11 protein-coding genes, 1 tRNA gene and 1 pseudogene are annotated in these 14,236 nt (G+C 53.1%); 9 read left to right on the top strand and 4 right to left on the bottom strand.

From position 1 onward, the window contains the following. The first annotated feature begins 3 nt into the window (after positions 1-3). Both purC and K0F75_RS22925 read left to right on the top strand, forming a co-directional pair. Positions 4-714, top strand: a complete 711-nt coding sequence (gene purC, locus K0F75_RS22930; RefSeq protein ID WP_219064249.1) for a phosphoribosylaminoimidazolesuccinocarboxamide synthase — start codon at positions 4-6, stop codon at positions 712-714. Between the two features lie 93 nt (positions 715-807). Next, positions 808-897, top strand: a tRNA-Ser gene (locus K0F75_RS22925). A 152-nt stretch (positions 898-1,049) separates the two neighbouring features. On the opposite strand, the gene K0F75_RS22920 is transcribed toward K0F75_RS22925, so the two are convergent. Then, positions 1,050-1,922 (bottom strand): undecaprenyl-diphosphate phosphatase, encoded by an 873-nt coding sequence (locus K0F75_RS22920; RefSeq protein WP_219064248.1) that lies wholly within the window; start codon positions 1,920-1,922, stop codon positions 1,050-1,052. A 745-nt stretch (positions 1,923-2,667) separates the two neighbouring features. Here K0F75_RS22920 and K0F75_RS22915 point away from each other — a divergent pair. After that, positions 2,668-2,913 (top strand): hypothetical protein, encoded by a 246-nt coding sequence (locus K0F75_RS22915; protein WP_219064247.1) that lies wholly within the window; start codon positions 2,668-2,670, stop codon positions 2,911-2,913. 37 nt (positions 2,914-2,950) lie between these two features. On the opposite strand, the gene K0F75_RS22910 is transcribed toward K0F75_RS22915, so the two are convergent. Both K0F75_RS22910 and K0F75_RS22905 read right to left on the bottom strand, forming a co-directional pair. Further along, on the bottom strand, positions 2,951-3,199 hold the full coding sequence (locus K0F75_RS22910; RefSeq protein WP_219064246.1) for a hypothetical protein: 249 nt from the start codon (positions 3,197-3,199) through the stop codon (positions 2,951-2,953). A 247-nt stretch (positions 3,200-3,446) separates the two neighbouring features. Next, a complete protein-coding gene (locus K0F75_RS22905) occupies positions 3,447-3,728 on the bottom strand; it encodes a hypothetical protein (RefSeq protein ID WP_219064245.1) in 282 nt (93 codons plus the stop codon). 504 nt (positions 3,729-4,232) lie between these two features. Between K0F75_RS22905 and K0F75_RS22900 the strand changes: the two genes are divergently transcribed. Together K0F75_RS22900 and K0F75_RS22895 are read left to right on the top strand one after the other, a co-directional pair. Then, positions 4,233-5,921 carry an NAD-dependent malic enzyme gene (locus tag K0F75_RS22900; protein ID WP_219064244.1) on the top strand — a complete coding sequence of 563 codons (1,689 nt, stop codon included), beginning with the start codon at positions 4,233-4,235 and terminating at the stop codon, positions 5,919-5,921. Positions 5,922-6,049: 128 nt separating this feature from the next. Then, complete coding sequence (locus K0F75_RS22895) at positions 6,050-7,672, top strand: GMC family oxidoreductase (RefSeq protein ID WP_219064243.1); 1,623 nt, start codon at positions 6,050-6,052, stop codon at positions 7,670-7,672. A 162-nt stretch (positions 7,673-7,834) separates the two neighbouring features. On the opposite strand, the gene K0F75_RS22890 is transcribed toward K0F75_RS22895, so the two are convergent. Next, positions 7,835-9,121 (bottom strand): putative porin, encoded by a 1,287-nt coding sequence (locus K0F75_RS22890; RefSeq protein ID WP_219064242.1) that lies wholly within the window; start codon positions 9,119-9,121, stop codon positions 7,835-7,837. An 801-nt stretch (positions 9,122-9,922) separates the two neighbouring features. Here K0F75_RS22890 and K0F75_RS22885 point away from each other — a divergent pair. From K0F75_RS22885 to K0F75_RS26355, 4 genes and pseudogenes are all read left to right on the top strand, one after another. Beyond that, positions 9,923-10,948 (top strand): TauD/TfdA family dioxygenase, encoded by a 1,026-nt coding sequence (locus K0F75_RS22885; RefSeq protein WP_219064241.1) that lies wholly within the window; start codon positions 9,923-9,925, stop codon positions 10,946-10,948. Positions 10,949-10,975: 27 nt separating this feature from the next. Continuing rightward, a complete protein-coding gene (locus K0F75_RS22880) occupies positions 10,976-12,172 on the top strand; it encodes an amidohydrolase family protein (RefSeq protein ID WP_219064240.1) in 1,197 nt (398 codons plus the stop codon). Further along, positions 12,163-13,164, top strand: a complete 1,002-nt coding sequence (locus K0F75_RS22875) for a hypothetical protein (RefSeq protein ID WP_257604470.1) — start codon at positions 12,163-12,165, stop codon at positions 13,162-13,164. The genes K0F75_RS22880 and K0F75_RS22875 overlap by 10 nt, the downstream gene beginning before the upstream one ends. Positions 13,165-13,866: 702 nt before the next feature. Continuing rightward, positions 13,867-14,211, top strand: a pseudogene (locus tag K0F75_RS26355) (methyl-accepting chemotaxis protein); the annotation flags it as partial. Positions 14,212-14,236: the final 25 nt, after the last annotated feature.

The raw sequence follows: 14,236 nt of genomic DNA, 5'->3' as shown, positions 1-14,236 counted from the left end.
ATCATGGAAAAACGTGAAGAACTCTACCGCGGCAAAGCCAAATCGGTGTACACCACCGACGACGCTGACCGCTTGATCCTGCTGTTTCGCAACGACACGTCGGCGTTCGACGGCAAGCGTATTGAACAGCTCGACCGCAAAGGCATGGTGAACAATAAGTTCAACGCCTTCATCATGCAAAAGCTCGAAGAAGCGGGTATCCCAACCCAATTCGATAAGCTGCTGGGCGATAACGAATGCCTGGTCAAAAAACTCGAGATGATCCCGGTCGAATGCGTCGTGCGTAACTACGCCGCCGGTAGTCTGGTCAAACGCCTGGGCATCGAAGAGGGTACCAAGCTCAATCCTTACACCTTCGAGCTGTTCCTCAAGGACGACGCGAAGGGCGACCCGTTCATCAACGAATCCCACGTAGTGGCGTTCGGTTGGGGCACCGCCGAACAACTGGTTCGGATGAAAGAGCTGTCCCTGAAGGTCAATGAAGTCCTGAGCAAGCTGTTCGACGACGCTGGCCTGCTGCTGGTCGACTTCAAACTCGAATTCGGCGTATTCCACGGCCAGATCGTCCTCGGTGACGAATTCAGCCCGGACGGCTGCCGTCTGTGGGACAAAGAAACCCGCAAGAAAATGGACAAAGACCGCTTCCGCCAGGGCCTCGGTGACGTTATCGAAGCCTACGAAGAAGTCGCAAAACGCCTCGGCGTACCGCTTTAACGCAAAAAGTTACGCAAGCGCCTGATAGCACGCGAAAATTTCCCTCGCAGGGGGTTCGCCTTCTGCACCTGAGCTGTTATCATGCGCGCCGTTGGAGAGATGCCAGAGTGGCCGAATGGGACGGATTCGAAATCCGTTGTACTGGCGACAGTACCTAGGGTTCGAATCCCTATCTCTCCGCCATTATTGATTAACGAAAAGCCCCTGTAATCGTGAAGATTACAGGGGCTTTTTCGTTTCTGTCGAACGCGTGGACTGGCACCGTTTAGCTGGACGCCCGCCCTGATTTTCGGGATGCAGCTCAGGGCGGGGCTCTATTGACGATTAAAGGCTGTTTAGCTCAAAAAGCCGGTGCTGACCGCGACAATCAGGAAAATACCCAGTGCTGCCCGGTAAATTACGAAGGGCCAAGTAGAGAATCTTTCCAGAAACTTCATCAGGCCCCAGATGGCGCAAAATGCCGACACGCTGGCGATCACCAGGCCGAAAATCAGGTGTGACCACGCTTCGGCCGGGATATGCGCATGAAACAGCACCCACAGCTCTTTCAGACCGGCTAGCGCGATAGCGGGCAGCCCAAGCAGGAATGAGAAGCGCGCGGCCTCTTCGCGTTTGAAGTTAAGAAAAAGCGCTGCGGTGAGTGTTGAACCTGAGCGGGAAACGCCGGGTATCAAGGCGCCAATCTGTGCAATGCCGACGATTAATGCATCCCGCAGGCGCATCTCTCCCACTGTGCGGCGATGGCGACAGCTAAGTTCAGCCGCAGCCAGCAGAACGGCCATCACAACGCATGAGATACCAATCACCATCAGGCCTCTTAATGGTGAGTCGCACGCATTGAGTGTCGACGACAAGGCCAGGCCTGCGATACCAATAGGGATGGTCGCAAGCACAATGGCAACTGCCAGCTTGAATGACTGGTTGCTGAAGTCACGCCGTTGCACGGCACCGATGCTTCCAGTGACGACTTCCCGCACGTCACGCCAGAAATAGCTGACGACCGCAGCCAGCGCGGCCAACTGCATGGCTGCGGAAAACGCCGAGCCGGGATCGGGCCAGCCGAGAAGGGCCGGTACGATTCGCATGTGTGCAGTGGATGAAACGGGTAATAACTCGGTGATGCCTTGAATGATGCCCAGGATGCCAATTTGCATGTAATCCAGAGAAGCAAAGCCAATATCAAGGCCGCTGGAGCAGACGTTTGTCAAAGTTTTTTCCTAAAGAATAAGGTTTCTCCACTCTCCGAAAAGCACCAAGCGATGCTTGGATAATCTCGGTAATGGACAAAGGATCCTGAGCTGAACCGCTACGTCCGGCGGTCGTTTATGGTGACAAAGAGCCGAATAATCGTTTTGTTTTTAAGGGTTCTCTACCTGCTGTCGAGATCATTACTGTTAACCCGGAGCGCCAGCGAAAGCGCGTTTTAGAGGGCGACGACTTCCTCCAACAGGCGGAGTCTAGCTGAGATTTTACGCGACTCTCCGCTAAGAAATAATTAGTTTTTCTCGCGCAGGAGGGGGCGCAGCCAGCCACTGGCAGGCCTGAGGCTGTATATGACCTGCGCTCATAAAGTTAGGACGAAAGGTTACTAGACCCTTAAAACGTGTTTTGTTAAAAATAGACCTGCTCGGCCCCACCTTGAACTAGCCGGTAGGAAACGGGGTGGTAGGCGGGCGACCAACCTCCATTTATCTAAATGGAAACAATCCAACATTGAGTTGGGTGATGATCAATGGGCCCGAATGCCGACCTGAGGGTAAATTGCTGCGCATTTGGCCAACTGCTGTTCCAGCACACGCGCATTGGGCTCATTGATCTCTTTTACTCCCTCCCTCTATCCCGCCAACGCCGCATGATTGTGCGCGATGACCATGTCACTTGCCGGTTGGCGTGATTCGGGTTTGTGGGCTAATGATTAAGTTGAGCACATCACCGACGATCAGGGAGAGCGAAATGGCATCCGTAGACAGACCGCACTCGATTAATTACGTCCATCCAAACGGCAGGGACGCGATGATTGATTTCGAGTGGGGCGACCCAGGCGATCCAATCCCAAAGGGGCTTCGCATTACTGTGAAGTACGCCGAGGACAATATTCATAATCTGCATGAAAAAGCGATTTACAAGAGCTTCGAAGATGCAAAAAAACAGGGCATCAAGCTGGCGACCAATATGATTGACCAGGCGGACAGACTTTAGGTCTGTCGGCCACTGATACGGCCTCGCGTGACAGGCGTCAGTCTTCCGGGTCGATTTCGTCTTCCGGTTCTCGCCTGGCTTGCAGATCGGCCATGGCGGTGGCGATGAAGCCAGCGTTTCCCTCGACCACGGCGAGCTGCGTCATGATGGCTGCCGACACCTCTGGCGATCCATGCTGATCAATCCATGCGCGGATCTCATTCACGGCAGAACCGAGGGCGGTGATGTTTTGATTGAGTCGGTTGAGCAGGGCGAGGGTGGGGTCGTTGGGCAGATTGCTGGACATGCTGGCTTCTCCATTGAGATTGACGACGGCTGTCTGCGTCGAAAATGTCGTTGCCTGCTCTGGCGACAGTGGAGAACACCTGCAACCCGCGCAGCCTGATCTAAGAGGGGGGGGGGGCGTTGGCGCTGGATAATCAAGCGAGGCCGACACATCCCCGTGCCGGCCTGAAAATGTCTTTAGCGGAAAGGTGACGTGAGGCAGGCAGCCCCGTTAAACCTTTCCACGCTGAATGCCTTTAATGTACAGATTAATGTACAGATTGCCTGGCAGATTTCCCGGCGGGCTTATTGATAGAACCGAGAATGCTTTTAATACGTTGCCACTCTACGCGCGCTTCGACGTACTTTTTTTCGGCTCTTCTTTTTGCAGTTGAAAATTCGTTCCAGACGTCTGGATTCAGCGTTTCTTTCTTGAGAAGCGAATACGCATGATTATCAAGTTGATCCGCTTCAAAGAAAAGTTGGTTGCTCCTTGTTGCTGCTTCTTCCCAGCTGACACCGGTGACTTTCTTGAATTTATCGTGAATCATTCTGAGCTCCTTTTTTCAATCTCGAAGGGCGTTGTAACTTGGGTTAAACCCTTCGTTGGGCAAAAAATTCCACCCGTTGAATCTTCCTGGTAAAAGACGACAACTCGCTCCTAAGCGACGCCCGATGAGTCACCATTTTTACACTGAATTAAACAAAATTGAACGGTTATTACCCTCTCCGCGATAGGCGGTTTTTACCGCTCTAGCGTGCACTTTTCGCGCTATCGGGCTGACAGTCCCGCGTATAAAAAACTACTTTTGGTGGACTGCTGTGGTCGATTCGAGCATCCGCGACCGTGTCGTTGCGGGTGCCATCTCGGCTGTCATCAAGTTGTACGATGATCACCCTGCTGCAATGGCTCGACCACGAGTAAGATAAGTAGCGCAATCTCGTCCCTTGAGATTGCTGAGGCGGGTTGAATAGAGAGCCGTCAGGCTCCGGCTGTCCGCCTTGGTTTCGTATCGAAAATTTCAGAGTAAAACGGAAAAAGGCGATCACTGAACATGAACAAAACCTCGCGTCCTTTATATATTTCCTACGCCGGCCCTTCGCTGCTGGAGATGCCGCTGCTGAACAAAGGCAGTGCTTTCACGCCGCAGGAGAGGGTCGAGTTCAACTTGATCGGGCTGCTGCCGCAGAACGTGGAGACGATCGAAGAGCAAGTGGCTCGGGTTTTCAGCCAGTACAACCAATGCGCCAGCGACCTCGACAAGCACATTTATCTGCGCTCGATTCAGGACAACAACGAGACGTTGTTCTTCCGTCTGCTCGACTCGCACCTGGATGAAATGCTGCCGATCATCTACACGCCGACGGTTGGCCAGGCGTGTCAGGAGTTCTCGAAAATCTATCGCACCCATCGGGGACTGTTTGTCTCGTATCCGGAGCGCGACCGTATTGACGACATTCTGCGCAGCGCGACCAAGGACCAGATCAAGATCATCGTAGTCACTGACAGTGAGCGAATTCTCGGCCTGGGCGACCAGGGCATTGGCGGCATGGGCATCCCCATCGGCAAGTTGTCCCTCTACACCGCGTGCGGCGGGATCAGCCCGGCCTACACGTTGCCGATTGTGCTCGACGTCGGTACCAACAACCGCGAATTGCTGGACGACCCGATGTACATGGGCTGGCGCCATGAGCGGGTAACCGGTCAGGAGTACGAAGAATTTGTTGCGATGTTCATCGAGGCAGTGCAGCGTCGCTGGCCTGACGTATTGCTGCAGTTCGAAGACTTCGCCCAATCGAATGCGATGCCATTGCTGAATAAGTACAGGGACCAATTGTGCTGCTTCAACGATGACATTCAAGGTACTGCTTCGGTCGCGGTGGGTACGTTACTTGCGGCCTGCAAAGCCAAGGGCGAGACCCTCGGCGAGCAGGTGGTGGTGTTTGTCGGTGCCGGTTCGGCAGGCTGTGGCATTGCCGAACACATCATTGCAGCGATGCAGATACAAGGGCTGAGTGAGAGCGAAGCACGCAAGCGCATTTTCATGGTCGACCGCTATGGCTTGCTGACCGAGAACATGACGGGCCTGCTGGAATTCCAACAGCGCCTGGCGCAGAAAACCGCTGATGTAGCGGGCTGGGCAGGCGACGAAGGGTTCCCGCAATTGCTCGATGTGGTCACCCACGCCAATGCCACCGTAATGATTGGCGTGTCGGGCCAGCGCGGATTATTTACCGAACAGGTGGTCCGCGAAATGCACAAGCATTGCGCCAAGCCGTTGGTGATGCCGATGTCCAACCCAACGTCTAAAGTCGAGGCCACGCCGGAGGAAATCCTGCGCTGGACCGATGGCAACGCCCTGGTCGCCACCGGCAGCCCGTTTGCTCCGGTATCGATCAATGGCCGTACGGTCCATATTGCTCAATGCAACAACTCTTACATTTTTCCCGGGATTGGCTTGGGCGTCATCGCAAGCAAAGCCTCGAGAATCACCGATAAAATGTTGATGGCCGCGTCCAACGCCTTGGCGGAGTGCTCGCCGATGGTGACGGGGCTGGGCGATGCAGTGTTGCCACCGATCAAGGATATCCAGGCAGTCAGCAGGAAAATTGCCTTGGCGGTCGCCAAGCAGGCTCAGGCTGACGGCGTGGCATTGGAAACCTCAGAAGATGTATTGCTCGCGGCAATCGAGCGCAACTTCTGGATGCCTAACTACCGCGACTATCGCCGCAAGTCTGTTTAATCGTCATCCGGCTTAAAAACCGTTGATAAAGGCCGCTGCAAGGCAACTTGCAGCGGCCTTTCGTTTTCTTGGAGAAAGCATAGGATGGCCCCGGACAACAAAACAATAAGAAGACCAGCGAGGGCTGCATGCAAGCGACGAGTGAGCCGTATGACTATGTGATTGTCGGTGCCGGACCCGCGGGCTGCCTGCTGGCCAATCGGCTTTCGCAAAACCCTGCACACCGCGTGCTGTTACTTGAAGCCGGCGGGCTGGACAACTACCCCTGGATCCACATCCCGGTCGGCTATCTCTACTGCATCGGCAACCCACGTACCGATTGGTGCTTCAAAACTGAAGCTGAACCCGGGCTTAATGGTCGTTCGCTCAACTACCCCCGAGGCAAAGTGCTGGGCGGCAGTTCATCCATCAACGGCATGATTTATATGCGTGGCCAGGCTCGTGATTATGATGACTGGGCGGCGCAAGGCAATGTGGGCTGGGGCTGGAAAGAGGTATTGCCGTTATTCAAACGCTCAGAAAATCACTACGCCGGCGACTCTGCCATGCATGGCGCGGGGGGCGAATGGCGGGTTGAACAGCAGCGATTATCGTGGGGCATTCTGGACGCTTTTCGCCAGGCTGCAGCGCAGACCGGCATCGAGTCTATCGACGACTTTAACGGCGGTGACAATGAAGGTTGCAGTTACTTCCAGGTCAATCAGCGGCGTGGCGTGCGCTGGAATGCTTCCAAGGCATTTTTGCGACCTGTCGCACAGCGCAAGAATCTGACAGTCCTCACCGGCGTGGAAGCGTCCCGTATCGAATTCGAGAACGGCCGCGCGAGTGCCATCGTTGCGCGTGTTCAGCAGCACGAGCAGCACCTGCGCGCTCGCCGCGAGATCATTCTGTGTTGCGGGGCCATCGGTTCGCCAGCGCTGTTGCAGCGTTCGGGCATCGGTCCGCGACCCTTGCTTGAGAAGCTCGGTATCGGTGTGCGCCATGAGTTGCCAGGCGTAGGGAGCAATCTGCAGGATCATCTTCAACTGCGGTTGATCTATCAGATCAGTAACGGTCAGACCCTCAATCAGATGGTCGGCAGCCTTTGGGGCAAGATGAACATGGGCCTGCGTTACGCGATCAATCGCAGCGGTCCATTGGCGATGGCGCCAAGCCAATTGGGCGCCTTCGCCCGCTCGGACCCTGAGCAGCGCTCGGCCAATCTTGAATATCACGTGCAACCGTTATCGCTGGAGCGCTTCGGTGAGCCGTTGCACAGTTTTGCCGCGTTCACTGCTTCAGTCTGCAATCTGCGGCCCCAGAGTCGCGGGACGGTCGAGATTCGTTCTGCCCTTGTGGATGAGCCGCCTTCGATTCGCCCTAACTATTTAAGCCATGAAGCCGATCTCCATGTGGCGGCCGATGCGATACGCCTGACCCGGCGGATTGTCGCGGCGCCTGCGTTGGCGAGTTTTCAGCCGGTGGAATATCTGCCTGGCGCGAGTCTGCAAAGCGAAGAACAACTGCGTCAGGCCGCCAGTAGCATTGGCACGACGATTTTTCATCCTGTCGGCACCTGCAAGATGGGGCAGGGCAGCGACGCTGTTGTCGATGATCGTCTGCGGGTGCGAGGTATCAGTGGTTTGCGCGTGGTGGATGCGTCGATCATGCCGACGATTGTGTCGGGCAACACCTGTTCGCCGACCCTGATGATCGCCGAGAAGGCTGCGGAGATGATTCTTGCTGACGGGGCTGCGATCAGACCAGGATAAAGGTGCGACGCCAACGCCATGCCGAGCAAAAAGGAAGATTGAAAGACAGGCTGGCGCGAATGGCGCAATCGACGGATGAGAGGGGATCAACGCGCCAGCGCCAGCCTATAGGGGAAAACGCTGAATGACTTCAGCGTTCCAATCACAACGAGAGGTCAGGCTTTAGAACTTCGCTTCCACATCCAACTGCAGGGTGTTGGTTTTGGCGTCGGTCTGGGTGCGGCTGGCGTAATCTGCGTCAGCCATGTAGTAAGTGGCGCCGAGTGCGAAGTTCTTGTCGATGTCGTAACCCACTTTGAACTTGTGCCCACGCGAACCGGTGGTGCCGTTGGCGAAGTCAGAGTCGGTGAAGGCGCCGACCACCGCGTTGCGCTGAACATCGCGGTAGTTGTAATCGAGGTTGAAGACATACAGGCGCGTCTTGAAGCCCGTCAGCCAAGCGGTGTCCTGGTCGCTGCTGGTCCCGCCGTTGACAACATATTGCCCATAGAGCGTGAGCGGTACTGGCAGGTTGCTGATGTCCACCTGACCGAAGCCTTCGTACAGTCGGAAGTCGGTAGTGGAGTTGCCGTTGACAGCCAGCGCGCAAGGTGTGGTCGTCGTTGTGCAGCGGCTGTCCTTGTCGTTGTCATAGGCATAGACGCTGCCGCCCAAGGTGACCTTGAGGCTATCGGTCGGCGCGAAGCGAGCACCGAGCTGACCTGCATACAGGCGCAGGTCGTGGCGGAATTGCACGCCATCGCCATCGACGTTGTCTTTGAGCGTGTAGTGACCGGCGCTGCCGAACAGCTCGGTTTTGCCGCCAAGCGGGTATTTGTAAGTGGCAGCCAAACCTTCGGGGTTGATGTCGTTATCCCAGATAATATCGCCCATGCTCACCCACGGCTGGGACATTTTACCGCCGATCAGGTGAAGGTTTTCCACCGCTTTGGGGTGGAAGTCGATATAGGCCTGGTCCAACCAGATTTGTTTCTTGTCGAAGTAGTTATCCAGGTCCTGGTTGGTGGAGCGGGCATCATCGCCGCCGCCAGTGGCGATGCGGATACCGGTGTCGACCTGCGGGTTGATTTCGCTATAGGCACCCAAGCGAGCACGGATGCGTTGGCGGTTCTTGTCACGGCCACCGTTGTTGGATTCGCCGTCGATCTTGACGGTCTCCTGGCGCACGCGGACATCGCCCTTGAACTGGGTCTTGGCAGCCCAAGCCACTTTTTGCTCGAACGCGGTCAGGTCATCTTTCTTGATCTGTTGGGAGGCAGCCTGTTGCTGGGCTTGCTGATCTTTGCTCAGCTCGGTTTGCAGCTCAGCATACTGTGCGGGCGAGATGGAGCCATTGGCCTTGAGCATTTCGAGCAGTTTTGCATCGACTGCGGCACTGGCTGGAACGCTCATGGCCAATACCATGCCACCACAAAGTCCCGCTGCAATTCGTGTAGAAACAAAACGCATATTGATCTCCAAATTTATGATGAGGTGACATAGGCCTCCTCAGGAAAAGCTGGCGCTTTCCGCACGCGCCATGAGGGGTTAGTAACCCCTCGTTCTAAAAACTGGCGCCAGTATTACCGGAGATCATTACAGAAAAGTGGCAGAGTGATAGCAGATTGGTGACACGGCCGTTTGACCGAAAAGGCTTGATCTAGAGCCGCTGGTGACATAGGAAGGAAGCGCAATTACGCCCAGACGGCGTAGCGCATTTTCGGGTTTTGATACGGCCGATGGAGGGCGTATCAATCTCACCATCAGTTCATTTTCCCTCGGACCATCCCCTCTTGTGCCTTAAGCAAAAGGGCGAGCTGGCGCCTGATCGCGAGCCCTATGGCTTGTCTTCGTTAAGAAGTGCCGTTCAAGTAAGTACGCTGCCTGAATAAACCTGAATGGGGTTTATCAAAAGACGGGTTTTGGTTTGGCGTGAGCGCGCGCATGGATGTTTTTGCGAATATTTAACCAGAAAGAAGGAGGCATTAATGATATTCAAAATAACGCTGAAGTGTGCCTGTAAAACCAATCGACTTGGCCTGGCACTAACCAAGCATTGGTGCGTATAAATGTTTATCCGGTATTTATACAGAATGCTTTGGCGCGCAGCTAAAAAATATCAGTTTGTAGGAAAGGTCTCTCGCGAATAACGGAATTGTACTTCAGGGTGTACTGAATCGGTGGGGCGAACAGATAATGCTATTGAGTTAGGATGGTCATGGTTGTACGGTTCAGCTTCGTTTGCAGGTTAATATAATTCAGGGTCATTAAATGAGCGAAGAAATTGCGCCTCAAAACTTGAGATTGACCAAGCTTGAAGCGAATAAGATAAAAATAGTTTTTAGCGATATTCCCTATAAACCGTATGGAGATCAATCCTATATAAAGCAACTCCGAATATTGGCGTATAAGCATTTCCCTGATCGGCTGCTGACCACGCTTGAGGATCTTAAAGGTAATAGCAGTTCGTACTGTATTTTCGATAATTTACCCATCGATGACGTTTTTGGGAGTCCGACGGGTGACGTTGATAGCATCAATTTTAAGAATGGCTACCTTTCAGAGAATATAATCTTGGCTTTCGCCTCAATAGTGGCAGAACCCTACTCTATACATTTCGAAGGGAAAAAAATCGTCAATGATCTTACACCTCACCCTGAAAGTACTAATGAGTACACCGGGCTAGGCTCCAAGGTGGAATTGGATTTTCATATAGAGAACGCTGCGCAAGTTTATGATTCCAGAGGGGATACCTCTCCCCTAGCGTTGTTTTTGCTTGGTCTTAGAAGTGATCCCGATGTCATTGGTCCAAAAACATATGTCGCTGACTCACGAGAGGCATTGAAGCGGATGACAGCCGCTGATATTAAACTTTTGTCCGAAAAAAAATTCATCATTCGTCAGCCTTACAGGTGGAGATCACATGATTCCGAAAATAGAGATACTGTTTTACACTCTGTACTCAGTGGTCCTATGGATCAGCCAAGAGTTACCATAGCTTTTTATCCTGATATGGTGATACCTGTAAGTAAAGAAGCAAAAACCGCATACGATAATTTTTATGAGCATCTCTACGATGTCGCTATTGGTGTTGACATACAGCCGGGACGACTAGTCTTTGTGAATAATCGTTTTACCTTGCATTCTCGTGAAAAGTTTACTCCAACCTTCGACAAAGATGGTATGCCTTATCGTTGGGTGCAACGAGTTTTTGTGACGGATAGCCTTTGGTCCTTTCGTTCATTTCATAAGCAGGGTGAACGCATTTTCGATCCGGGATTCTCTACGGTTAAATAATTATTTTTGAGGGTTGAGGTGAACGGTATGCCTGGAAGTCAATTTGAAAGTAGACCCTATAAAACGATTATTACTAATATTGGCGTGTTGCTTACGGGGGATCTGCAGTGTCCGGTATTGAATGTTGATACGGTGATTTGTTTGGACGGTATTATCACCATGATTGGCATGGCGAAAGATTTTGATTTGTCCGATGCGGATCTGTTGGTCGACGTTAAGAAGACGACTGTTATGCCCGGTCTTATCGATAATCACACTCATCCCACGCTGGGTGAGTTCAGCCCCCGATCAGGAAACCACAACTGGATCTGGCATTGCTTGCAAGGTGGCGTTACTACGATGGTGTCTGCAGGTGAGGTTCATGTTCCGGGTCTCCCTGATGATCGAGTAGGTATCAAAGCAATGGCGATAGCCGCGCAACGTGCCTACAGCCGTGCTCGTCCCTCGGGTGTAAAAGTGATCGCGGGTTCACCGTTGCTTAACAACGAATTTGAAGAAAGTGATTTTAGAGAATTAGCACAGCAAGGGATCACCCAGCTGGGCGAAGTAGGCATTGGGCCGGTAAAAGATGTCGCGAAAGCTGCCGAACTCGTGAAGTGGGCAAGGAAACACGGTTTAACTTCAATCACACATACCGGTGGCCCCTCTATTGCTGCTTCAAAGCGGATGGGCGCCGAAGAAGTGCTTGAGATTAATCCCGATATTGTTGGGCACATAAATGGAGGTTATACCGCTCTTCCTAAAGCTGAGATTCGATGTTTATGCGAATCTTGTTTAGGGTCGCTTGAGATAGTCCACAATGGCAATGAACTAGCGGCCGTGATGACGCTGAATTACGCCCGGGAGTTAGGTCGGCTAGATAGAATTGTTATTGGTACGGACGCACCCGCAGGTTGCGGTGTTCCTGCATTGGGTATGCTGCGCACGATCGCTTTATTAAGTAGTTTTGGAGATATTTCGCCTGAAAAAGCGATTTGCTTCGCAACCGGAAATACTGCAAAAGTCAGAAAGCTCAATAGCGGGTTCATTGAAGTTGGCAAGGATGCCGACTTCGTTATCGCTAGCGCCCCGTTGGGCGGAGGCGGACATGACGTGCTTTCAAGTCTTGCGCTAGGTGACCTTCCCAGTGTGACCTCGGTAATTATCGATGGCCGATTGGCGGTTCGTCAGTCGAAAAACTCTCCACCACCAGAAATAGCTCCTTATATTGTTGAATGCCACTGATTCATACTACTCCAATAAAAGGTTGGCTTTTTGTTTTAGGTTTTTTAATGAATAAGTTTTTAGAGTGGATCACAAAAAATGGCCCAAGTGTGCTGGCGCTCGGTGCAGTAGTAGGGCTTTTGGTCCCGGTGTTGACTGAGTGGGCCAGGCCGTTAATGCCTGTGACGGTATTTATATTTGTACTGGGTACGTTGTTGAGGATTGATAATCAGCAAATGCTGTTGGCCGCGAGAGATTTAAAGGTTTCTATCGTTTTTCCTTTTTTTATGGTTGTTATATGTCCGTACGTTGTCGGTACCTTCTGTTTGTTTGTCAACGTTGAACAGGAACTTTCGTTGGCGATAGCGCTTGCCGTAGCGGCGCCTCCCGCCAGTGGGAACGCTGCAGTCGCGAGAATGCTTGGACTTGATCCCTCGATGTCGCTTGTGGCTACGCTATGTTCAATGATGATTATGCCAATGACAGCACCCGTCATAATGAATTATTTTGGTGATGGCCTTGGCTTAACGATTGATCCGTTTGAATTGGCGTTTCGCCTGGCGCTATTGATTGGCGGTGCTGAGGGTATTGCGTTACTCATAAGGCGTGTCGCATCTAAACAGTTAAAGAATTATGGCGTGGCCATCGATGGGGTCGTGGTTGTGTCTCTGTTTGTTTTTGCGTGCGGAACCATGCGCGGTATGCAGAGCATCATCATAGAGACTCCCGGGATGGCGCTAACGCTGATGTGTGCGGCTTATGTGGTTAATATTTTTCTTCAAGTGGTGTGCTTTTGTTTTTATCCGGGAGATGTCAATGCGAGGTTCACAATGGCGCTTACAGGTGGGAATAGAAATGTAGGTTTGCTTTGGTCCGCGTTGGGTATCACTATTTCACCTTGCATGGCGCTTTTTTTTGCGTGCTCTCAATTACCTATTCATACGATGCCGAAAATACTTCAATATTTAATTCCTGCTATTAAGTTGATTCGCTTGAGGTGTAAAAAGACATAGCGATGGCCTTGGACTGTACGTACCTGGCAGCCTGGCCATTCGGCAATGGCGAGATGCAGTACGCCCCCCACAACGCTGCGCACCAAAAAAAACCGTAGGGATACGAACGCATTCTAAAACGGGCGTTTTCGAGCGTGTTTCAACCCTGCAGGCCCATGAGATTGCTGATCGGGTGGTGGCATTCTGCTTGCATGTGTTGGGTAAAACTGGGGGACATGTATGTTGCTATTGCGCGCACGGAAACGCCGAGCCCAAGACGATGATGCCTTGAGCATGCTCTTTGATGATCTTGACCTCACCGTACAGTTGTCTGAACACCAACCGCTGAACGCGCGTCTGAACAGGTTCAGTAAAACCCTGCACCAACGGTTGGGGGAAAGTCTCGCGGCATCGGTCGACATCGCCGCTCACGCGCCGGAGCTGGCGCGTATTGCGACGGCCACCGAACAAAGTGGTCAGACCCTGGCGAAAGCCTCGGAACTCATTGCCAGCGCCAGCGAGGAAGTCAGTACCACGCTGGATTCCGAGTTGGTGCCGGGCGCCGCTCAGGTCGCCAAGCTGTCCACTGAAGTCGCCACCACCTTGCGACAATGCCAGCAAACCGGCAATGAGGTGCTGGTTCAGGTGGACGCTATTGGCGCCAGCGAATTGAAACTCGAAGAGGTGATTGGACAGCTATTCGGGCAGTTGGAGGAGGTCAGTCAGGTACTCGGTGTGATCGCCAGCATCTCGCAACAGACCAATCTTTTGGCGCTCAATGCCGCTATCGAAGCGGCGCGCGCAGGCGAGCATGGTCGTGGTTTTGCCGTGGTTGCCGATGAAGTGCGGCGCCTGGCCGGGCACACCACGGAGTCTACGAAGAAGGTGAGTCACATCATCGATCGTTTCCGTGCAGACATGGACCAGCTTGGCGCCGCTGGCCAGAAAATGCATGCCGCCGTCGCCGATGGTCGTGAAGGCATGACGCGCATGGGCGAAGACTTGCACAGCACACGAGCGGCGATGGATCAGCTCGATCAACGTGTGGGTCATATCGCCGCCGGTACCGAACACATTGGCATCGCGGTTCACG

It is taken from the genome of Pseudomonas sp. UMAB-08 (assembly GCF_900095225.1).
In the GTDB taxonomy this organism is placed as follows: Bacteria; Pseudomonadota; Gammaproteobacteria; order Pseudomonadales; family Pseudomonadaceae; genus Aquipseudomonas.
Note: the sequence above shows the minus strand (reverse complement) of the source record. Positions and strands in the feature narration are given on the sequence as shown.

Excerpts from the sequence above, each read along its gene's own strand:
- K0F75_RS22905 (WP_219064245.1), bottom strand. The coding sequence starts at position 3,728 with ATGATTCACGATAAATTCAAGAAAGTCACCGGTGTCAGCTGGGAAGAA.
- K0F75_RS22875 (WP_257604470.1), top strand. The coding sequence starts at position 12,163 with ATGCCACTGATTCATACTACTCCAATAAAAGGTTGGCTTTTTGTTTTA.
- K0F75_RS22910 (WP_219064246.1), bottom strand. The coding sequence starts at position 3,199 with ATGTCCAGCAATCTGCCCAACGACCCCACCCTCGCCCTGCTCAACCGA.
- K0F75_RS22900 (WP_219064244.1), top strand. The coding sequence starts at position 4,233 with ATGAACAAAACCTCGCGTCCTTTATATATTTCCTACGCCGGCCCTTCG.
- K0F75_RS22915 (WP_219064247.1), top strand. The coding sequence starts at position 2,668 with ATGGCATCCGTAGACAGACCGCACTCGATTAATTACGTCCATCCAAAC.
- K0F75_RS22895 (WP_219064243.1), top strand. The coding sequence starts at position 6,050 with ATGCAAGCGACGAGTGAGCCGTATGACTATGTGATTGTCGGTGCCGGA.
- K0F75_RS22890 (WP_219064242.1), bottom strand. The coding sequence starts at position 9,121 with ATGCGTTTTGTTTCTACACGAATTGCAGCGGGACTTTGTGGTGGCATG.
- K0F75_RS22885 (WP_219064241.1), top strand. The coding sequence starts at position 9,923 with ATGAGCGAAGAAATTGCGCCTCAAAACTTGAGATTGACCAAGCTTGAA.
- purC (WP_219064249.1), top strand. The coding sequence starts at position 4 with ATGGAAAAACGTGAAGAACTCTACCGCGGCAAAGCCAAATCGGTGTAC.
- K0F75_RS22880 (WP_219064240.1), top strand. The coding sequence starts at position 10,976 with ATGCCTGGAAGTCAATTTGAAAGTAGACCCTATAAAACGATTATTACT.